This window comes from Stenotrophomonas sp. 10N36 (genome assembly GCF_056395005.1).
On sequence record NZ_JBFTIS010000001.1, the window covers coordinates 615,197 to 636,414 of the forward strand.

The 21,218-nt window shown below is 67.6% G+C and carries 16 protein-coding genes; 6 read left to right on the forward strand and 10 right to left on the reverse strand.

The features are described from left to right. Window positions 1–86 precede the first annotated feature (86 nt). The 7 genes from AC1DCJ_RS02855 to creB all read right to left on the reverse strand — a co-directional run bounded on the left by AC1DCJ_RS02855 (window position 87) and on the right by creB (window position 7,815). Complete coding sequence (locus AC1DCJ_RS02855; RefSeq protein WP_137188956.1) at window positions 87–572, reverse strand: Fur family transcriptional regulator; 486 nt, start codon at window positions 570–572, stop codon at window positions 87–89. A 16-nt stretch (window positions 573–588) separates the two neighbouring features. Then, complete coding sequence (gene gltX, locus AC1DCJ_RS02860) at window positions 589–1,992, reverse strand: glutamate--tRNA ligase (protein WP_478070032.1); 1,404 nt, start codon at window positions 1,990–1,992, stop codon at window positions 589–591. An 88-nt stretch (window positions 1,993–2,080) separates the two neighbouring features. Continuing rightward, a complete protein-coding gene (locus AC1DCJ_RS02865; RefSeq protein ID WP_478070130.1) occupies window positions 2,081–3,649 on the reverse strand; it encodes a M28 family metallopeptidase in 1,569 nt (522 codons plus the stop codon). A gap of 169 nt (window positions 3,650–3,818) precedes the next feature. Continuing rightward, a complete protein-coding gene (locus AC1DCJ_RS02870) occupies window positions 3,819–4,229 on the reverse strand; it encodes a hypothetical protein (protein ID WP_141057155.1) in 411 nt (136 codons plus the stop codon). 10 nt (window positions 4,230–4,239) lie between these two features. Then, window positions 4,240–5,559 (reverse strand): cell envelope integrity protein CreD, encoded by a 1,320-nt coding sequence (creD, locus tag AC1DCJ_RS02875; protein ID WP_428711885.1) that lies wholly within the window; start codon window positions 5,557–5,559, stop codon window positions 4,240–4,242. 99 nt (window positions 5,560–5,658) lie between these two features. Further along, on the reverse strand, window positions 5,659–7,119 hold the full coding sequence (creC, locus tag AC1DCJ_RS02880) for a two-component system sensor histidine kinase CreC (RefSeq protein WP_137188952.1): 1,461 nt from the start codon (window positions 7,117–7,119) through the stop codon (window positions 5,659–5,661). Window positions 7,120–7,122: 3 nt separating this feature from the next. Next, complete coding sequence (creB, locus tag AC1DCJ_RS02885) at window positions 7,123–7,815, reverse strand: two-component system response regulator CreB (RefSeq protein WP_038689564.1); 693 nt, start codon at window positions 7,813–7,815, stop codon at window positions 7,123–7,125. A gap of 45 nt (window positions 7,816–7,860) precedes the next feature. On the opposite strand from creB, the gene AC1DCJ_RS02890 reads away from it, so the two are divergent. The 5 genes from AC1DCJ_RS02890 (at window position 7,861) to AC1DCJ_RS02910 (ending at window position 14,333) form a co-directional block, all read left to right on the forward strand. Beyond that, a complete protein-coding gene (locus AC1DCJ_RS02890; protein WP_137188950.1) occupies window positions 7,861–8,718 on the forward strand; it encodes a 23S rRNA (adenine(2030)-N(6))-methyltransferase RlmJ in 858 nt (285 codons plus the stop codon). A gap of 95 nt (window positions 8,719–8,813) precedes the next feature. After that, a complete protein-coding gene (locus tag AC1DCJ_RS02895; protein ID WP_038689569.1) occupies window positions 8,814–9,359 on the forward strand; it encodes a GNAT family N-acetyltransferase in 546 nt (181 codons plus the stop codon). 245 nt (window positions 9,360–9,604) lie between these two features. Next, window positions 9,605–13,072, forward strand: coding sequence for a transcription-repair coupling factor (gene mfd, locus AC1DCJ_RS02900; RefSeq protein WP_478070033.1), 3,468 nt, complete (start codon window positions 9,605–9,607; stop codon window positions 13,070–13,072). 82 nt (window positions 13,073–13,154) lie between these two features. Next, window positions 13,155–13,676: a kinetochore Spc7 family protein gene (locus tag AC1DCJ_RS02905; protein ID WP_038689572.1), complete on the forward strand. Its 522-nt coding sequence runs from the start codon at window positions 13,155–13,157 to the stop codon at window positions 13,674–13,676. A 51-nt stretch (window positions 13,677–13,727) separates the two neighbouring features. After that, the gene (locus tag AC1DCJ_RS02910) at window positions 13,728–14,333 is read left to right on the forward strand and encodes an HD-GYP domain-containing protein (RefSeq protein ID WP_478070034.1); all 606 of its coding nucleotides are present in this window, start codon (window positions 13,728–13,730) and stop codon (window positions 14,331–14,333) included. 1,019 nt (window positions 14,334–15,352) lie between these two features. On the opposite strand, the gene AC1DCJ_RS02915 is transcribed toward AC1DCJ_RS02910, so the two are convergent. The 3 genes from AC1DCJ_RS02915 to AC1DCJ_RS02925 all read right to left on the reverse strand — a co-directional run bounded on the left by AC1DCJ_RS02915 (window position 15,353) and on the right by AC1DCJ_RS02925 (window position 19,539). Next, complete coding sequence (locus tag AC1DCJ_RS02915) at window positions 15,353–17,449, reverse strand: M13 family metallopeptidase (RefSeq protein ID WP_478070035.1); 2,097 nt, start codon at window positions 17,447–17,449, stop codon at window positions 15,353–15,355. 221 nt (window positions 17,450–17,670) lie between these two features. Next, on the reverse strand, window positions 17,671–18,420 hold the full coding sequence (gene gpmA / locus AC1DCJ_RS02920; RefSeq protein ID WP_038689579.1) for a 2,3-diphosphoglycerate-dependent phosphoglycerate mutase: 750 nt from the start codon (window positions 18,418–18,420) through the stop codon (window positions 17,671–17,673). An 87-nt stretch (window positions 18,421–18,507) separates the two neighbouring features. Further along, window positions 18,508–19,539 (reverse strand): cation diffusion facilitator family transporter, encoded by a 1,032-nt coding sequence (locus AC1DCJ_RS02925; protein WP_478070036.1) that lies wholly within the window; start codon window positions 19,537–19,539, stop codon window positions 18,508–18,510. A 148-nt stretch (window positions 19,540–19,687) separates the two neighbouring features. Here AC1DCJ_RS02925 and AC1DCJ_RS02930 point away from each other — a divergent pair, with 148 nt between their 5' ends. After that, window positions 19,688–21,112 (forward strand): diguanylate cyclase, encoded by a 1,425-nt coding sequence (locus AC1DCJ_RS02930; protein WP_478070037.1) that lies wholly within the window; start codon window positions 19,688–19,690, stop codon window positions 21,110–21,112. Window positions 21,113–21,218: the final 106 nt, after the last annotated feature.

Genomic DNA, 21,218 nt, shown 5'->3' on the forward strand with positions numbered 1-21,218 from the left:
CCCCATGCCCTTGGAGGCGAAATAAAGGAGGAGGKGGCGGCCGCAGGCCGACGCCGGGGGACATTCGCCGGACCAGCGGTCGGTACCTACCCGGCGCAGCGCGCGCAGAGGCCGTGCACTTCCAGGGTCTGCGCCTGCGGCTGGAAGCCCAGCTCCTTGGCGCGCTTTTCCAGCTGGCTCACGATTTCCTTGTCTTCCAGTTCCACCGCACTGTGGCAGCTGTTGCAGATCAGGAACGGCACCGAATGCTGCGCGCTGCTGGGATGGTGGCAGGCCACGAACGCGTTGACCGATTCGAGCTTGTGCACGAAACCGTTGGCCATCAGGAAATCCAGCGCGCGGTACACCGTGGGCGGGGCGTCGGCACCGACGCCCTTGCCGTTGCGCACCCACTCCAGCAGTTCGTAGGCCTTGACCGGCTTGCCGGCCTCGGCGATGAGCCGCAGCACGTTGGCGCGGATCGGCGTGAGGCGCAGCCCGCGTTCCGAGCACACGCGTTCCACCACCTTCACGAAGTCGGATGCGTCGTGGACGTGGTGGTGCGGGGCGGTACAAGCGGTTTTGGCAGGCATGCGCGGTCTCCTGTGGTCAGGCCGTCGGTACTTTAGTGAGTGCGACGTCGATGCGTTTCAAGGCCTCTTCACGCCCGGCCAGGAACACCGTCTGTGAAATGTCCGGGCTGACCTGGGTGCCGGTGATGGCCACGCGCAGCGGCTGGGCCACCTTGCCCATGCCGATCTCCAGCGCCGTGGCTACCTCATGCAGCGCCACCGACACGCCCTCGGCGGTCCAGTCGGAAACCCCCGCCAACAGCTCGCGGGCCTTGCCCAGCGGCAGTTCCGCGCCCGGCTTGAAGTGCTTGGCCACGGCCGCCTCGTCGTACTCGGTCAGCGGCTGGTACCAGACCACCGCCTTCTCGGCCATTTCCTTCAGGGTCTGCACGCGGTCGCGCAGTGCCACCACCACGTCGGCCGGCGCCGGACCGGCGTTCAGATCCAGGCCCAGCTTGTTCAGCTGGTAGACCAGGTGCGGGGCGATGCTGTCGGGCGTTTCGGTCTTCAGGAAGTGCTGGTTGACCCAGCCCAGCTTGGCCATGTCCAGGCGCGCGGCCTTGGAATTGCAGTTGGTCACGTCGAACAGGTCGATCAGCTCCTGGCGGCTGAACAGTTCCTGGTCACCGTGCGACCAGCCCAGCCGGGCCAGGTAGCTCAGCAGCGCGTCGGGCAGGTAACCGGCGTCCTTGTACTGCATCACGTCGGCCGCGCCGGTGCGCTTGGACAGCTTGGCGCCCTGCTCGTCCAGGATCATCGGCATGTGGCCGAACTTCGGCACGGGCGCGCCGATGCCTTCGTACAGGTTGATCTGGCGCGGGGTGTTGTTGATGTGGTCATCGCCGCGGATCACTTCGCTGATGCGCATGTCCCAGTCGTCCACCACCACCGCGAAGTTGTAGGTGGGGAAGCCGTCCGGGCGGAAGATGACCATGTCGTCCAGCTCGCTGTTGGCGATCTCGATGCGGCCCTTGATCAGGTCGTCGAACACCACCGTGCCCTCGAGCGGATTCTTGAAGCGGATGACGCGGTTGGGGTCGTCCTTGTACGGCAGGCCCAGGTCGCGCGCGGCGCCGTTGTAGCGCGGCTTTTCCTGCTTGGCCATGGCGGCCTCACGCATCGCGTCCAGCTCTTCCCTGGTCTCGTAGGCGTAGTAGGCCTTGCCGTCGGCGACCAGCTGCTCGGCCACTTCCAGGTACCGTGCCACGCGCTGGGTCTGGTAGATCGGACCTTCGTCGTAGCCCAGGCCCAGCCAGTCCATTGCCTCCAGGATCGCGTCGATCGCGCCCTGGGTGCTGCGCTCGCGGTCGGTGTCTTCGATGCGCAGCACGAATTCGCCGCCACGGTGACGGGCCTCCAGCCAGCAGTACAGCGCGGTGCGGGCGCCACCGATGTGCAGGTAGCCGGTGGGACTGGGGGCGAAGCGGGTGCGGCAGGTCATGGAAGGCTCGGGGAACGGGAATCCCCCGATTTTACCATTACCCCCGGGAGGGCACGGAGGCGGCGGGCGCCCCCTCCGTCCGGCCTCCTTACGGCTGCGGCTGCGGCGCGGGCTTGCGCGGGAAGGACTGCTCGCGCATGGCCGCGTGGTAGGCGAAGGACGCCACGATGGCGGCGGCCTGCTTCAGGTCTTCCGGTTCGGCGTGGTCCCAGGTATCGAGGTGGCTGTGGTGGACGTTGGTGAAGTAGTCCAGCCGGTCCTGGATGAACTGGAAGCCCGGCAGGCCGATGCGGTCGAAGCTGATGTGGTCGGTGCTGCCGGTGTTGCGGGTGGCCACGGTGGTGGCACCCACGTCATGGAAGGGGGCCAGCCAGGCCTCGAAGATCGGCACGGCCGCCATGTTCTCCTGCGCGTAGATGCCGCGGAAGCGGCCCGAACCATTGTCCATGTTGAAATAGACCTGGAACTTGCTGTAATCGCGGGTCTTCTGCAGGGCACCGGTCGGTTCGCGCAAGGAGGCCGGAAGCGCCTTCTGCGCCGCATCGGCAGGCTCGGGGAAGCCACCGAAGTGCTTGGCCACATAGGCCTGCGAGCCGATCAGCCCTTGTTCTTCACCACTCCACAGGGCCACCCGGATGGTGCGCTTCGGCTTGGCGCCAGCTGCCTTGAGGATACGCATGGCCTCCATCATCACCGCCACGCCGGCGGCGTTGTCGGCGGCGCCGGTGCCGCTGTGCCACGAATCCAGGTGCGCGCCGATCATCACCACTTCATCGGGCCGGCTGCTGCCGCGGATCTCGGCCAGCGTGTTGTAGCCCGGCTGGTCGGTCTGGTCAGTGAAGCGCGCCGCGACATCCACGCGCAGGCGCACGGTCTGCTTGGCCTCCAGCGCACGCACCAGCGGATTGAAATGCTCGGCGATCATCGCCAGCTCGGGAATGCCGACCGATTCACCCGCCTTGCGCGAGCCACCGCCGGCAACACGGATGATGCCGTTGTCCCAGCCGCTGATGCTGATCGAGGCCAGTGCGCCTTCGTCGACAAAGAAGGCGTTGACCTTGGCCGCCAGCGCCTGCTTCTCCTGGTACTCCTTGACCCGCTTGGCGCGGTCGGCCGCCACGTCCTTGTCCTTGGGCAGGGTGAATTCCTGCAGGCCCTCCAGCGAGGTCGCGTCATGCCGGTGCGAATCCGCGTCGGTGCCCCGCTTGTACTCGCGCGCCTCGCCCAGCAACAGGATCTTCCCGCGCAGTTTGCCGCGGTACTTCTCGATGTCGTCGGGCTTCTTGATGTCCACCTGCACCAGCTCGCCCTCGACCGGGCCCTGGGTACCCGGCGTCCAGGCCTTGGGCAGCGCATGCAGTGGCTGCACGCGATCGCCCAGCATCTCCACGCTGGCCGAGGTGAATTCCCAGCCACGGCCGAAGGCATCGAAGGCTTCGTCGTGGACGTTGTCCAGCTTCCAGTCGTTGAACCGGCCGCGGGTCCAGGCATTGGCGCGTCCCATCGCCGGCGAGTTGGTCAGGCGCGGCCCGATGCGCTCGGTGAGGTAGCTGAAGGTGTCCATCACCTGGGACTGGTGGAAGGCCTGCTGGCGGATCTTGCCCACCATCTCCAGGTCCACCGTTTCGCGCTGCTGCGCCATTGCATTGCCACCCATCGCCAGCGCTACAGCCAGCACGCCCCATTTCAGCCCGCTCCACTTCAACACGCCCCACCCCGGCCCTTCGGCACTGCTCGTCAAGCCATCAAGTCTAGCCAGCGCGAGCGCCTGGCCCCCGTCCCATCGGTCATGTGCGCACGCATGAAGTGTGCCCGGCTGACGCTGCTCAGCCGGTCCAGCCCAGCCACAGTTGTGCGCTGCCGGGCACCAGCAACAGCCAGTGCCGGCGGTCGACGCTGCTGCAGCCATACACCGCCGCGTGCGCCGGCCAGTCCATGGGCAGCCCGGCGATGCCGATCTCGGCCAGCGCCGCGTTGCCGGCCTTCCATGGCCGGTAGCGCGGCACCTTTCCGGCCAGGGCACCGCGGCCCTGGCGTGCGCCGGACAGCCAGTCCAGGCCTTGCCGCTGCACCCCTTCGCAGGTGCGCGCCGCCAGCTTGAAGCGCACCAGGCCGGGGGCGATGCGCGCCCCCGGCAAGGCCGCCAGCACGCTGCTGGCCTGCAGCAGCGCGTCCACTTCCAGCAGTTCCGGAATGCCCTGCCACGCGCGTTGCCGCAACCCGTTGCGCCAGCTCATGTGCCTCTCCTTACTTCAGGCTCGCGCCGACTTCGTACCAGTCGATCCGGCGGGTGATCCACATGGCACTGGCCAGCACGCCGAACAGCAGCAGCGAGCCCATCAGCAGCGCGTTGTTCTCCGAGATCAACAGGCCGTACAGCGCGCCGTACAGCACGGTGAGCATGCCGGCGAAGCCCAGGCCGCGCGTCCAGCTCTTCAACACCCCCGACAGATACACCGCCTGCACCCCGATGCAGGCCACCGCCGACACCAGATAGGCCAGCCAGAACGGAATGTGCTCGGACAGGCTGAGCAGCAGCAGGAAGAAGATCGCCAGCGCCAGGCCCACCATCAGGTACTGCAGCGGATGGATGCGCAGGCGCTTGATCAGCTCGAACAGGATGAAGCCGACGAAGGTGAGCAGGATGAAGAGGATGCCGTACTTGCTGGCCCGATCGGCCTGGGTGTAGATGTCCACCGGGTTGACCAGTTCCACGCTGACCGTTTCCGGGTCCAGGTCCTTGCTGTCGCGCAGCTGGCGCTGTGCTTCGGAGGCCAGCGAGGAGACGGCCCACTGGGCATCGAACCCGGTGTCGGTGACGGTGCGCTGGTTGGGCAGGAAGCTGCCGCCGAACAGCGGGTGCGGCCACGGCGAGCGGATCGCGATGCGGCTGTCGTCGCCCACCGGCACCACCGCCAGCGAACGGGTGCCGTCGAGCACCATGTCCAGCTGCAGGCGGCTGCCCTTGAGCATGCCGCCGATGCTGTCGTCGAAGTCGCGCAGCGGCACGTGCAGGCCCTTGCCAAGTCCGTTCACCTCGCCGATGCCCGGCTGCAGCGTCAACGCCTGCCCATCCACCTGCAGCGTGGGCGAGCCGACCAGGCCACGCAGGTCGGCGATGCCGACGGCCAGGTACGGGGTGCCATACACGCGCCCGGCCTTGATCGGATAATCATCGTCGGCGAACTCGGCGGTGATCTTGGCCTTCCAGCTGTATACCGGCACCCGGAACAGGCCGACCCGGCGTTCGTCGGGCTGCATCTGCCCGTCCACCCGCAGCGTGGCCGGCATCTGCAGCCAGTAGCTGTGCTCGGTCTGGATTTCCTTCTTCATGTTGCCGGCCGCGTCGACCACCTCGACCTCGCGGGTATCGGTCCACGGCACCACGCGCACCGGGCCGGTGAGGGTCTGCGCGCCTGCGCGGCTCTGCGACACGCGCAGGTAGGCTTCATCGCGGTACGCCTCGCGCTCTTTGATCACGCCCTTGATCATCATCAACGGGATCAGCAGCAACAGGATCAGCCCGCCGACAATGGCGAACCGCAACAGCATCTTCAGGGATTTCATGGCCCGTCCTCGGTTGGGAGGGGGCCAGCTTCGGGCGCGGTGGTGTGCGGGGTTTGTGCTGAGTTTGAAGTCTGTGTGAAGTGCCCGCGGCGCCTGGGCTCAGCGCCGGATCGGCGCGCCCGGGTCGCGCTCTGGCAACCACAGCGAGGCCAATGCACCGCCGCCTTCGCGGTTGCGCAGCTGCACCCGCCCACCATGCAGGCGTGCCACTTCCTGCACGAACGACAGCCCCAGCCCGGAGCTGCGCAGGCCGGTGGCCGGGCGCGCCAGCGAATAGAAGCGCTCGAACACGCGGTCCAGCGCGTAGTCGGGCACGCCGCTGCCACGGTCGGCTACGCGCAGCACCACACCGTCGCCCTCGCGCGCGGCGCTCAGCTGCAGCCGGCTGTCGGCACTGGAAAACGCCAGCGCGTTCTCCAGCAGGTTGTTCAAGGCTTGCCGCAACAAATAACCGTCGCCCTGGATGACCAGGCCATCGGGGACCTCCACGTCGATCGCCACCGCGGCCGCCTGCGCGCGCATCGCCACCGCGCTGGCGGCGGCCTGCAGCAACGGGGCGAGCGCGATGCGTTCGCGCTTCTGCAGCCAGCCGTGCTGTTCCACTTCGGCCAGCGCCAGCAGCTTGTCGATGGTTTCGGTGAGGCGCTGTTCCTGGCCCTGGATGCTGCGCGCGAAATGCACGCGGTCGGCATCGGGCAACGGTTCCTGCAGCAGCTCGGCCGCCCCGCGGATCGCGGCCAGCGGGCTCTTCATTTCATGCGTCAACGACTGCACGTACTGCTCGACGTACGCCTTGCCCTCCAGCTTACGGCGCATGGTCTCCAGCGCCTGGCCCAGGTCGCCGATCTCATCGCGGCGCGGCTTCGGCGGCGGCACCGGTTCGCCGGCGCTGACCGCCTTGGCGTAGCGGTTGAGCCGGTTCACGCCATGCATCAACCACGCCGTCATCAACAGCCCGATCAGCGCCGACAACCCGATCAACCACGCGCCCCGCCGCATGATGGCGCGCTGGCTGGCGGCAATGAACGGGTCGATGCTGCGGTTGGGCTGGGCCAGGCTGAGCACGCCGATCAGGCGCGTGGCATCGGCCGGGTCATGGATCGGCGCGGCCACGTGCATCACCGAATGGGTGTCGTCGCCGGGGGTTTCCGGGCTGGAGCGGGCGCCGTATTCGCCGCGCAGGGTGCGGTAGACATCGTTCCAGCGCGAGTTGTCGCGGCCAATGCCCTGCCCGGTGGAGTCGTACACCACGATGCCCTTGGCGTCGGTGATGGTCACCCGGTAATCCAGCGTGCGCTTGGGAAAACGCCACACCATCGCCTTGGGGTCGCGGCGCTGCGCGCGGGCCAGGTTGGCCACGAACGCACCGTTGCGGATGCGCCCGGCCTTGAGGTCGGCGGCGGCCATCTCGGCCAGTACGTTGGCGGCGTCGACCAGGGTCGACTCCATCGCCTGGCGCACGCCCGGCTTGACCTCGTTGACGAAGATGCGCATCACGAAGAACGCGGCGATGCCCACGATCAGGAAGAACCCCAGGAACAGCTTCAGGCCCAGCCGCATGGCTCAGACCTCCAGCGCGTAGCCGAGCCCGCGATGGGTGCGGATCGGGTCGGGGTCGGCCCCTGCGGCACGCAGCTTGGCCCGCAGCGTCTTGACGTGGGTATCCACGGTGCGGTCGGCGCTGTCGGCGTCGGTGTCCCAGCCACGGTCCATCAGCTGGGCGCGGCTGAGGATGGACCCCGGGCGCTGCAGCAGCGCGGCCATCAACGCGTACTCGTAGCGGGTCAGCTCCAGCGGTTGCTCGGCGAAGCGGATGCGACGGCCCTCGCGGTCGATCGCAAAGCGGCCGTGCTGCTGCCAGCCGGCCTGCTCGGCCGGGGCGCTGCTGCTGCGGCGCAGCCGCGCACGCACCCGGGCCACCAGTTCGCGCGGCGAGAAAGGCTTGGCCATGTAGTCGTCCGCGCCCAGCTCCAGGCCCAGCACGCGGTCGAACTCGTCGTTGCGCGCGGTCAGGAAGATCACCGGCACCTCACTGAAGGTGCGCAGGCTGCGGCACACTTCAAACCCGCTCATGTCCGGCAAGCCTACATCCAGCACCACCACGTCGAAGGCCTGCTGGCGCAGGGCCTCCAGCGCGCCACCGCCCAGCAGGCAGTGCTGGGCGCCGTAGCCTTCGCTGCGCAGGGCATACAGGACGGTGTCGGCGATGGCGGTTTCGTCTTCGACGACCAGGACGTTGTGCAGGGGGCGGTTCATGCGCGCAGCATAGCCGCTGGGCCCGCCGCCCCGTACACTGCGCCGATGAATTACCGCCACGCCTTCCATGCCGGCAACCATGCCGATGTGCTCAAGCACATCGTGCAGCTTGCCCTGCTCGACACCTTCAAGCGCAAGGACAGCCCGTTCTTCGTGCTGGACACCCACGGCGGCGCTGGCCGCTACCTGCTGGCCAGCGAGGAAAGCCGCAAGACCCTGGAGGCCGAGGACGGGGTGATGCGGCTGATGGCCCAGCCCACGCTGCCGGCGGTGGTCGAGCGCTACCTGAAGGCCGTCCAGGCCGACAACCCGGTCGGCGCCATGATCAGCTACCCCGGCTCGCCGCTGCTGACCGCGCGCGCCCTGCGCGAGCAGGACCGCATGGCGGTCTGCGAGGTGCAGGACGACGAAGCCGCCTCGCTGAAGGCGCTGTTCGCCCACGACAGCCGGGTCGGCGTTTACCACGCCGACGGCTACGCGCAGAACCGTGCCCTGCTGCCGCCCAAGGCCAACGGCGTGAAGATCGGCCGCGGGCTGGTCCTGATCGACCCGCCGTACGAGGGCCAGGACGCCGAGTACCAGGCCATCCTGGCCTCGGTGAGCGAGATCCTTGGCCGCTGGCCGCAGGCCACCTTCGCGATCTGGTTCCCGATCAAGCAGCGCCGCACCATCCTGCATTTCCTGCGCAAGGCCTGTGCCTTGCCGGTGAAGTCGGTGCTGACCGCCGAACTGCTGATCCGACCGGACGACTCGCCGCTGCGGCTCAATGGCAGCGGCATGCTGCTGCTCAACCCGCCCTGGCAGTTCGACCAGGTGCTGGCCCCGGCCATGCCGGCGCTGAAGCAGTTCCTGGGCGAGGCCGGCGCCAGCACCCGGCTGCAGTGGCTCAAGCAGGCCGAATGAGCGTCCTTGCGCGCCCCTGAACGGCGTGAGCGTTCCGTTCACGGAACCGGCGCCCCGGGATGCGAGAATCCAAAGACCACCTAGGAATCACCGGTATGGCTACCCGTAACCGCATGCCGCCCTGGCACGAGATTTTCAAGGCACCCAGTGGCCACGAGCTGCTGATCCGCCCGATCCGCCCCGAAGACGGGGCGCCGCTGCATGCGGCCTTCAGCCTGTTCGGGCCTGAAGAGATCCGCGACCGCTTCCTGCAATCGGTGACCGAGCTGTCGCCGGAAACCACCCAGCGCCTGACCCACCCCAATCCGAAGAGCGAAATCACCCTGGTGGCGGCCGAGTCGCTGCCCGCCGGTGAAGCCGTGGTTGGCGCGGTGGCACGGGCTTCGATCATCCAGGGCACCCGCGAAGCCGAGTACGCCATCCTGGTCAGCCGCTTCCTGGTGGGCCAGGGACTGGGCCGGCAGCTGATGCGCAAGCTGGTCAAGTGGGCACGCGGCAAGTACCTGGACCGCCTGTACGGCGATGTGGCCGAAGAGAACGAGCCGATGAAGCAGCTGGCTGCTTCGCTGGGCTTCAAGCCGGTGCCGCACCCGCAGGGCACGCCCGGGTTGGTGCGCATGGTGCTGGAGCTCGACAGCTGACGGCGTGCCGGCCAACGGCCGGCACCTACCTTTTTTGTGCGCGTGCCGGCCAACGGCCGGCACCTACGCGTTTTGTACGTGTACCGGCCAACGGCCGGTACCTACCTTTTGAGGCCGTGCCGGCMAACGGCCGGCACCTACCGGGGCTTTGCCACCCGACACGCAACGGTGAGCGGGGCGGGCCGAGCGGCGACGAGCCGGGCTGACATGGCCGTGACTTCGGCGTCTGCTAAAATCGACGGTTCATGTCACGTCCCTCCTATCCCGCTCCGCCGCTGCCCCGTTCCGGCCAGCTCCGCGCCTGGTGGCGCGCTCCCGCTTCGGCCACGGCGTTGGCCTGGTACGTCGCCCGTGCCGCGGAGGTCCATGACGGGCCGCTGCTGGTCATCGCACGCGACAACCACGGGGCCAACCAGATCGAATCGGATCTGCGCACCCTGCTGGGCAGCGCGTCCGCGCTGCCGGTGGTCGCGTTCCCGGATTGGGAAACCCTGCCCTACGACGCCTTCAGCCCGCACCCGGACATCATTTCCCAGCGCTTGGCCGCGCTGCACCAGCTGCCCACGCTTACCCGTGGCATCGTGGTGGTGCCGGTGCAGACCCTGCTGCAGCGGCTGGCCCCGCGCAAGTACATCATCGGTGGCAGCTTCGACCTGAAGGTCGGCCAGCGTCTGGACCTGGATGCGGAGAAGCGACGCCTGGAAGCGGCGGCCTACCGCAACGTGCCGCAGGTGATGGACCCGGGCGATTTCGCCGTACGCGGCGGGCTGCTCGACGTGTTCCCGATGGGCGCACAGACGCCGTTGCGCATCGAGCTGCTGGACGAGGACATCGATTCGATCCGCGCCTTCGACCCGGAAAGCCAGCGCTCGCTGGACAAGGTGGATGCGGTTCGCATGCTGCCCGGCCGCGAAGTGCCGCTGGACGACCTGGCCGTGTCGCGGGTGCTGGCGACCCTGCGCGAACGCTTCGACGTGGATACCCGGCGCAGCGCGCTGTACCAGGATCTCAAGGCCGGGCTGGCCCCGGCGGGCGTGGAGTATTACCTGCCGCTGTTCTTCGACCAGACCGCCACCCTGCTGGACTACCTGCAGCCGAACGTGCTGCCAGTGGTCGGCGCCGGCGTGGGCGAAGCGGCCGCGGCCTTTTGGGCGCAGACCGGCAACCGCTACGAGCAGCGCCGCCACGACGTCGAGCGCCCGTTGCTGGCGCCGCAGGAGCTGTACCTCAGCCCGGAAACACTCAATAGCACGCTCAATGCCCTGCCCCGCATCGAGATCTGGAATGCCGACCACGCGCRCATCGACGACGCGCAGCCGCTGGGCGACCAGCCGTTGCCGCCGCTGCCGGTGGCCGCGCGCGATGCGCCGGCTGGCGAAGCACTGAAGTCGTTCATTGGCCACTACCCCGGCCGGGTGCTGATCGCCGCCGATTCGCCGGGGCGCCGCGAAGCGCTGCTGGAAGTGCTGCAGGCAGCCGAGCTGAAGCCGCCGGTGGTGGTCGACCTGCCGGCGTTCCTGGCCGACGCCAGCAACCGCTTTGCGATCACCGTGGCGCCGTTGGAAGACGGTTTCGCGCTGGACACGCCGCAGATCGCGGTGCTGACCGAGCGCCAGTTGTTCCCCGAGCGTGCCGGCACCACCCGCCGCAGCCGCCGCGTGGGACGCGAGCCGGAAGCGATCATCCGCGACCTCGGCGAACTCACTGAAGGTGCGCCGATCGTCCATGAAGACCACGGTGTGGGGCGCTACCGCGGCCTGATCGTGCTCGACGCCGGCGGCATGCCGGGCGAATTCCTGGAGATCGAATACGCCAAGGGCGACCGCCTGTACGTGCCGGTGGCGCAGCTGCACCTGATCAGCCGCTACTCCGGCGCATCGGCCGAAACCGCGCCGCTGCATTCGCTGGGCGGCGAGCAGTGGAGCAAGGCCAAACGCCGTGCGGCCGAAAAGGTCCGCGACGTGGCCGCCGAACTGCTGGAAATCCAGGCGCGCCGGCGCGCCCGCGCCGGGCTGGCGCTGCACGTGGACCGCTCGATGTACGAGCCGTTCGCGGCCGGGTTCCCGTTCGAGGAAACCCCCGACCAGCTGGCCGCCATCGACGCCACCCTGCGCGACCTGGCCAGCAGCCAGCCGATGGACCGCGTGGTATGCGGCGACGTCGGCTTCGGCAAGACCGAAGTGGCCGTGCGCGCCGCGTTCGCCGCCGCCAGCGCCGGCAAGCAGGTGGCCGTGCTGGTGCCGACCACGCTGCTGGCCGAGCAGCACTACCGCAACTTCCGCGACCGCTTCGCCGACTGGCCGCTGCGGGTGGAAGTGCTGTCGCGCTTCAAGACCACCAAGGAAATCAAGGCCGAGTTGGAGAAGGTCGCCGCCGGCACCATCGACGTCATCATCGGTACCCACCGCCTGCTGCAGCCGGACGTGAAGTTCAAGGACCTGGGCCTGGTGGTGGTGGACGAGGAGCAGCGTTTCGGCGTGCGCCAGAAGGAAGCGCTGAAGGCGATGCGCGCCAACGTGCACCTGCTCACCCTCACCGCCACGCCGATTCCGCGCACCTTGAACATGGCCATGGCCGGGCTGCGCGACCTGTCGATCATCGCCACCCCGCCGCCGAACCGGCTGGCGGTGCAGACCTTCATCACCGCCTGGGACAACGCGCTGCTGCGCGAAGCGTTCCAGCGTGAGCTGGCCCGTGGTGGCCAGCTGTACTTCCTGCACAACGACGTGGAAAGCATCGGCCGCATGCAGCGTGACCTGGCCGAGCTGGTGCCCGAGGCCCGCATCGGCATCGCCCACGGGCAGATGCCCGAGCGCGAGCTGGAACGGGTGATGCTGGACTTCCAGAAGCAGCGCTACAACGTGCTGCTGTCGACCACGATCATCGAATCGGGCATCGACATCCCCAACGCCAACACCATCATCATCAACCGCGCCGACCGCTTCGGCCTGGCCCAGCTGCACCAGCTGCGCGGCCGCGTGGGTCGCTCGCACCACCGCGCCTATGCCTACCTGGTGGTGCCGGACAAGCGCGCGATGACCCCCGACGCGCAGAAGCGCCTGGATGCGATCGCGTCGATGGACGAACTGGGCGCCGGCTTCACCCTGGCCACCCATGACCTGGAAATCCGCGGTGCCGGCGAACTGCTCGGCGAAGACCAGAGCGGCCAGATGGCCGAGGTGGGCTTCAGCCTGTACACCGAACTGCTGGAACGGGCAGTGCGTAGCATCCGCCTGGGCAAGCTGCCCGACCTGGATGCCGGCGAGGAAGTGCGCGGTGCCGAGGTCGAACTGCATGTGCCGGCGCTGATCCCCGACGACTACCTGCCCGACGTCCATACCCGCCTGACCCTGTACAAGCGCATCAGCAGCGCGCGCGACACCGATGAACTGCGCGAGCTGCAGGTGGAGATGATCGATCGCTTCGGCCTGCTGCCCGACCCCGCCAAGCATCTGTTCGCCATCGCCGAACTCAAGCTGCAGGCCAACGTGCTGGGCGTGCGCAAGCTGGAACTGGGCGAAAATGGCGGGCGCATCGTGTTCGAGGCCAAGCCGGCCATCGATCCGATGGCGGTCATCCAGATGATCCAGAAGCAGCCCAAGCTGTACACGATGGACGGCCCGGACAAACTGCGCATCAAGCACCCGTTGCCGTTGCCCGAAGACCGTTTCAGCGCGGCCAAGGCCCTGTTGTTGACCCTGTCGCCCCGCTGATCCCCGTTTCCCCTGTGACCCTCCGCTTCTGCGGGCCGGAGGGTTTTTTCCCTGTTCTCTGCCCGCGACAAGGAGAGTTGCTTTGAAACGATTCCGTACCCTGCTGCTGGCTGCCAGCCTCGGCCTGTTGAGCGCCTGCGGTGGCAGTGGCAGTGGCATGAGCGCCAGCGAATACCTCACCGAGAACGTCGCCTTCTGGAACGGCGCTGCCAGCACCGTGCAGGAGTGGACCGTCGGCAACAAGAGCGAGCCGCTGCAGAAGGCGCTGGCCACCGGTGAGGGCCTGGACACGCTCAAGCCCGGCCTGGAACGCGCCCGTACCGAGATGCAGCAGTACCTGACCCGCATCGACCAGATGCCGCCGGACGAGGATGCCAAGGACGTGCACCAGAAGCTGCGCGCCTACGTGCAGAGCGCCGAGGAAATGTTCGGCATCCTGGTGGAAATGGCCGCGCTGCCGGCCGACAAGACCAAGGAACAGGTGATGCCGCTGGCCGAGAAGCTGCAGACCGTCGGCAACCGTATCGATACGGAAATGCAGGCCCTGGACGCGGCGCAGGATGCGTACGCCAAGAAGCACGGCATCCAGCTGCAGAGGCATTGATTCCGCCGTTCCCGGTCGCTTCGGCGACCGGGAGCGTGGCAGTATTTCCCCGTGACCGATCACTCCCCACACGACACCCCCGCCGCATTGGCCTGCTCCATCGACGCGCTGTCGGTGTCGCTGCAGCTGCGCGATGCCTACACCCGCCACCACTGCGACCGCGTCGGCCTGCTGGCCCGCTCGCTGGCCCGGCATTGCAGCCTGGCCCCTGCCCAGTGCGACCAGATCGAACTGGCCGCCTGCTTCCATGACATCGGCAAGATCGGCATTCCCGACGACGTCCTGCTCAACCCCGGGCGGCATGACCACGCCGAGCAGGCGATCATGCGCCAACACCCCGAACACGGCGAACGCATTTTCCTGGCCACCGGGCGCGCCGACGCCGCCGACGTGGCCCGCCTGATCCGCGCCCATCACGAAGCCTTCGACGGCAGCGGTTATCCCGACGGCCTGCGCGGCGAGAGCATTCCGCTGGGCGCGCGCATCCTCACCCTCGTCGACGCCTGGGACGCGATGACCAGCGACCGCCCCTACCGCGGCGCCATGGAGCGCGGCCGGGTCATGCGCATCCTGGACGACGCGTCCGATGGCATGATCGACGCCTACCTGCTGGGTGCCTTCCAGGACCTGCTGCGGCGCGAACCGGCGCTGGCGTAAAGCCCGAACGCAAGGTCCATGAGCCCAACGTATAGAAGCGGTCCTGCCCCACAGTGGTAGGGTCGGATCCCAATCGACCGCACGCCACCATTCAACACGCGACGAACGCATGACCTGAGAACGGTGAAGGCGCTTTCCCGTTCAAGGTCCATGCGCCAAAGCGTGTTGACCCGCTCACGGCGGTTGATTGGGATCCAACCCTACCTCCGCGTGCCACGGCAACGCGGGCGGAGAACACTCTCGATCTCCGTTCCAATGCCGCGCGTCACCGAGCGCCTGCCCGACCGAGGTAGGGTCGGATCCCAATCGACCGCAGACCATCATTCAACGCGCGACGAACGCGTGACCCATGAACGGTGAAGGCGCTTTCCCGTTCAAGGTCCATGCGCCAAAGCACGTTGACGCGCTCACGGCAGTTGATTGGGATCCAACCCTACCTCCGCGTGCCACGGCGACGCGCGCGGAGAACACCCTCGAACGCCGTTCCCATGCCGCGCGTCACCGAGCGACTGCCCGACCGAGGTAGGGTCGGATCCCGATCGACCGCAGACCATCATTCAACGCGCGACGAACGCATGACCTGTGAACGGTGAAGGCGCTTTCCCGTTCAAGGTCCATGCGCCAAAGCGTGTTGACCCACTCGTGGCAGTTGATTGGGATCCAACCCTACCTCCGTGTGCCACGGCAACGCGGGCGGAGAACACCCTCGAACGCCGTTCCAATGCCGCGCGTCACCGAGCGCCCGCCCGATCGAGGTAGGGTCGGATCCCGATCGACCGCAGACCATCATTCAACGCGCGACGAACGCATGACCTGTGAACGGTGAAGGCGCTTTCCCATTCAAGGTCCATGCGCCAAAGCGTGTTGACCCGCTCACGGCGGTTGATTGGGATCCAACCCTACCTCCGCGTGCCACGGCGACGCGCGGGGATCGCCGGGCATGGCCAACCGCGCGCATCGACGCTGCAACAAAAAACCCGGCTTGCGCCGGGTTCTTTGTTTCACTCAACCGCGTGCGATCACCAGATCACAACACGCTTGTCGTCGGCACGCACCATCGCATCGCCCGCCTTGCACTCGAACGCCTTGGCATAGGCCGGCATGTTCGACGGGGCACCGTTGGCGCGGAAGTTGGCCGGGGCGTGCGGGTCGGTGTTCAGACGCACGCGCAGCTCGCCTTCGTTGAAGTTGCGGCGCCACACGGTGGCCCAGTTCATGAAGAAGCGCTGGTCCTGGCTGTGGCCGTCCACGGCCACGTTGGCCTTCGGGTCTTCCTTCAACGCCATCTGCAGCGCGTCATAGGCCACGGTCAGGCCACCCAGGTCGCCGATGTTCTCGCCCAGGGTCAGCTTGCCCTTCACGTTCACGCCCGGCAGCGATTCATAGCCGTCGAACTGCGCCACCAGCTGGTCGGTACGGCCGGTGAAGGCCTTGCGGTCGCTGTCGGTCCACCAGTTGTCGAAGTTGCCGTTGGCCGCGAACTGGCTGCCCGAGTCATCGTAGCCGTGCATCATTTCATGGCCGATCACCGCGCCGATGCCGCCGTAGTTCAACGCCGGATCCGCCTTGGCATCGAAGAACGGCGCCTGCAGGATGGCCGCCGGGAACACGATCTCGTTCTTGGTGGCGTTGTAGTAGGCGTTGACGGTCTGCGGGGTCATGCCCCACTCGGTCTTGTCCACCGGCTTGCCGATCTTGTTCAGCATGTAGCGGTAGTTGAACGCGCGCGCGGCCTGCATGTTGCCCAGGTAGCTGTCGGCGTTGGTTTCATAGCCCGACCAGTCGCGCCACTTGTCCGGGTAGCCGATCTTCGGGGTGAAGCTGGCCCACTTTTCCAGCGCCTTCTTGCGGGTGTCCTCGCCCATCCACTCCAGCTTCTCCAGGCGCGCCTTCAGCGCCACCGAGAGGTTCTCCACCAGGTGCTGCATCTGCACCTTGGAGTCGGCCGGGAACACCGCGTTGACGTACAGCTGGCCGAGGCCTTCGCCGATCGCGCCATTGACCGATTCCAGCACCCGCTTCCAGCGCGGCTGCATTTCCTTCTGGCCACGCAGGGTGGTGCTGTAGAAGTCGAAGTTGGCCTTCTCAAACGCGCTGCTCAGGTACGGCGACGCATCATCGATGGTGTGGAAGCGCAGGTAGGCCTGCCAGGTGCTGGCCGGCACGTCGGTGAGCATCTTGTCCACTTCGGTGAAGAAACCCGGCTGGGCCAGCGAGAACTTCTGCGCGGCCGGCACCTTCAGGGTGTCAAACAGCGCGGTCCAGCTGAAGTTCGGGGTCAGCTTGTCGGCTTCGGCGGCGCTGACCGGGTTGTAGCGCTTGGCCGGATCGCGCAGTTCGATGCGCGACAGCGAGGCCTTGGCCAGGCGTGTTTCGAAGTCCAGCACGGCCTTGGCCTCGGTCTTGGCCTGCGCGGCATCCACGCCGGACAGGGTCAGCGCCTGCGCGATGTAAGCCACGTACGCGTCGCGGATCTTGGCCTGCGCATCATCGACGTAGTAGCCCTTCTCCGGCAGGCCCAGCCCGCCCTGGCCCACGTAGGCGATGACGTTGGCCGAATCCTTGTAGTCGGCATTGGCCGACAGCGAGAACAGCACGCCCTGCCCCTGCGCCTGGCTGTCGCGCAGGTACTGGGTGATGGCAGCGGTGTCGTTCAGCGCGGCGATCTTGTCCAGCTGCGGCTGCAGCGGGGTGATGCCGGCCGCTTCGATCTTGGCCTCGTCCGAGCCGGTGCTCCAGATGTCACCGATCTTGGCTTCCACCGAACCGGCCTTGGGCGTGCTGGCGGCGGCCTGCTGGACCAGCGCGTGCTGCACTTCCAGCGAACGCTCGCGCAGGATCTCGAAGCTGCCCCAGGTGGTCTGGTCGTTGGGCACCGGGTTGGCGGTGAGCCACTTGCTGTTGACGAAGCCGTTGAGGTCCGTGCAGGCGGCGATCGATGGGTCCAGGTCGGCGCTGTTGAGCGAGATCAGCGCGGTCTTGATCTGCGACTGATCAAACGCCGGCGTGGCCGCATCGGCGGTGGCGGCAGGCGCGGTATCGGTCTTGCCGCAGGACGCCAGCGACGCGGCGATGGCAACGGTCAGGCCCAGCGGGACCAGCTTGGAAAACTTCATTCGTCTCTCCGGCTACAGATGGATGCATTACCCGGCGGGCGGGCAATCAGGCAGCGTAGCGCGGGAGCGGCGGCGAGGGACCGGCCAAAGGTCACACCATCGCGCGCCGGTAGAGCCACCCCATGGGTGGCTGCGTGAACCGTGCATTGCGTGCAGCCACCCATGGGGTGGCTCTACGCGCGGGGGAAAAGAAAAGGCCGGCTTGCGCCGGCCTTTCGTTGTTATTTCGCCTTGCCCTGGTTGGCCACCGCTTCGGCGGCCTTGCGGGCGGCTTCCGGGTCGCCCAGGTAGCGGAACGACTGCACCGTCAGGTCGTCGTTGAGTTCGAACAGTAACGGAATGCCGGTCGGGATGTTGAGCTCCAGGATGGCTTCCTGCGAGACGTTGTTGAGGTACTTGTACAGCGCGCGCAGCGAATTGCCGTGCGCGGTCACCAGCACCGTCTTGCCGTCCTTCAGCTGCGGGGCGATCGCATCGAACCAGTACGGCAGCACGCGGTCCAGGGTGGTGGCCAGCGACTCGGTGCCCGGCAGCGCGTTGCGGTCCAGGCCGGCGTAGCGGCGGTCGTGGATCGGGTGGCCCGGGTCCTCGATGTCCATCGCCGGCGGCGGGATGTCGTAGGAACGGCGCCAGATCTTGACCTGGTCCTCGCCGTGCTTGGCCGCGGTCTCGGCCTTGTCCAGGCCCTGCAGCCCGCCGTAATGGCGTTCGTTCAAGCGCCAGCTCTTGCTCACCGGCAGCCAGTCCTGGTCCAGCTCGGCCAATGCACCCTGCAGGGTGTGGATGGCGCGCTTGAGCACCGAGGTATGCGCCACATCGAACTGCAGCCCTTCTTCGCGCATCAGGCGGCCGGCGGCGGCAGCCTCGCGGCGGCCCTGTTCGGTGAGTTCCACGTCCACCCAACCGGTGAAGCGGTTGTCCAGGTTCCACTGGCTCTGGCCGTGGCGCAACAGTACGAGTTTCCGGGTCACTGCAGTATCTCCGACAGATGGCAAGGCAGACCCGCATTGTAGCGGCAAGCCTGCCCTGCCCCGCACCCGGCAGCCGGGCGGGCCGGTTCAGGGATGTGGATGGCCGTGGTGGCCCTGCGCATCGGTGCCGGTGCGGCGGCTGTCGGTGGCGGCGTGCGCGTGGTCGGCATGGGCATGGGCGTGGTCGCCATGGTCATGGCCGGCATGCGCATCGCCCGCCTTGGCGCTGCCCACGCTGCAACTGTCGCCGCAATGCTCCGCTTCGATCTGCAGGGTGACATGCTCGATCTCGAACCGGTCATGCAGCGTGGTGGTCAGCGCGCGTCGCAGCGCATCGGCCTCCACGCCGTCGGCCATCACCACGTGCGCGGTCAATGCCGGTGTGCTGGATGCCAGCGCCCATACGTGCAGGTCGTGCACGTCGACCACGCCCTCCTGCGCGCACAACGCCGCGCGCACGGCCGCGATGTCGGTGCCCTTGGGCACGCCCTCAAGCAGCACGTTGATGGCCTCGCGCATCAGCACCCACGTGCGCGGCAGCACCCACAGACCGATCAGCACCGCCAGGATCGGATCGATCGGCTTCCAGCCGGTCCAGCGGATCAGCAGCGCGCCGATGATCACCGCGACCGACCCGAGCATGTCGGCCCAGACTTCCAGGTAGGCGCCCTTCACGTTGAGGCTTTCGCCGCTGCCCGCGCGCAGCAGGCGCATCGAGATCAGGTTGATGACCAGACCAAACGCGGCGATCACCAGCATGCCGGTGGAGGCGATCTCCTGCGGCTGGCGGAACCGTTCGATGGCTTCCCAGAGGATGTAGCCGGCCACCAAGAACAGCATGCCGCCGTTGAACATCGCGCCCAGCGCTTCCAGCCGCGCGTAGCCATAGGTGCGCTTGGCATCCGGCGGGCGGCGGCTGAGCCGCACCGCCACCAGCGCGATCATCAACGCCAGCGTATCGGTGGCCATGTGCGCCGCGTCGGACAGCAGCGCCAGGCTGTTGGTCCAGAACGCGCCGGCCACTTCCACCAGCAGGAAGGTGGTGGTCAGGCCCAGCGCCCACCACAAGGGTTTTTCGTGGCGGATTTCGCTGGGCAGGTGATCGTGATCGTGACCCATGAAGGTGTCTCCGTTGCAATGCGCGCAGAGTAAGCAGGCAATGCGGCGGAGACTATTACACTTGGGCTCGCGTTCATTCTGTAACTTCATTACAGCCACGCGCGGCCGTTAACCTTCGACGGCCTGTGTGGCGGGAAGAGCAACCATCGTGGATATCGTTCCAAACCTGGATGAGGCCAGCCGGCCCCTGGCCGATGCATGGCAGCAGACGCTGCAGGCCACCCGCCCAGAAGCGGCTGCACTGCTGGCCGATCTGGCAGCCCACTCGCCGCCTGACCTGGCCCATCACTTCTATGACGTACTGCTGGAGGACCCGCGCGCCAGCCGCTTCCTGTCCCACGACCAGGTGCGGCTGCGGCTGAAGCCGGCCATGCAGCGCTGGCTGACCCAGCTGTTGACGGCCACGCCCGCCAGCGTCGCGGCACTGGTGGCCGCGCAGCGTGTGATCGGCGACGTGCATGCGCGCGTCGGCATCCCGGTGGACCTGGTCACTCGCGGTATGCGCGTGCTCAAGCAACGCCTGTTCGAGCGGATCGTCGCCCAGGCACCGAACAGCCACGTGGCGTTCGACGCCATCAGTTGCCTGAGTGCCTCGGTGGACATCGCCCTGGAAGGCATGACCCTGGCGTACACGCATGCACGCGAGCGCTCCTCGCGCACCGATGCGGCGTACCGGCTGTTTTCGCTGGTGCAGAACGTCAGCACCGAACGCGAACGCCAAAGGGCCCTGCTGCTGGATTGGGAAAACGCGCTGCTGTACGCCATCGCCAGCCAGGCCACCGACGCCGATACCGTCGACCTGGCGCACTCCGACTTCGGCCTGTGGTTCACCCACAAGGGCATTCCCAGTTTCGGCGAAAGCAGCGAGACCGCGCAGGTGGGCGCACTGGTGGCCCAGGTGGACGCGCAGCTGCACGCCGCGCTGGCCCATGCCGATGTGGCCGCACGCTTCGGTGCGCTGCAGGGCATCCGCGAGCAGCTGGCGCGCATCCGCACCCTGATGGGCATGCTGTTCGAGCGGATCGGCGAACTGGACGCAGGCAGCGATGCCTTGACCAACCTGCTCAACCGGCGCTTCCTGCCCACGGTGCTGCGCCGTGAGATCGAACTGGCCACCTCCGCCAGCACCCCGTTCTCGGTACTGCTGCTGGACCTGGACCACTTCAAGGCGATCAACGATGCGCACGGCCACGACGGCGGCGACCGCGCCCTGCAGCACGTGGCCGCGCTGCTCGGGCAGCTGACGCGTGGCAGCGATTACCTGTTCCGCTATGGCGGCGAGGAGTTCGTGGTGGTGCTGGTGGCGGCCACCGCGGCGCAGGCCGAGGTGATCGCCGAGAACCTGCGCCGGCAGATCGCACAGACCCCGGCGCAGCTGGCCGATGGCACCGCACTGGCATTGACCGCCAGCATCGGCGTGGCGGCGCACGACGGCCACCCGGACTATGAGCGCTTGATGGCGCGCGCCGATGCAGCGATGTACCAGGCCAAGAAGCGCGGCCGCAACTGCGTGGTGCTGGCCGACGATACGTTGCCGGAGGCGCCCGGCCGCCAGGCCCTGCAGCGCGGCTGAGTCACCCGCCAACCGCCTGTTCCTGCACATCCACCGGTACCAACGGCGCATGCCCACCGCATGCGCCGCCGAGTAGGATCACCCGGTGTGCCTGCGCACGCCTTTT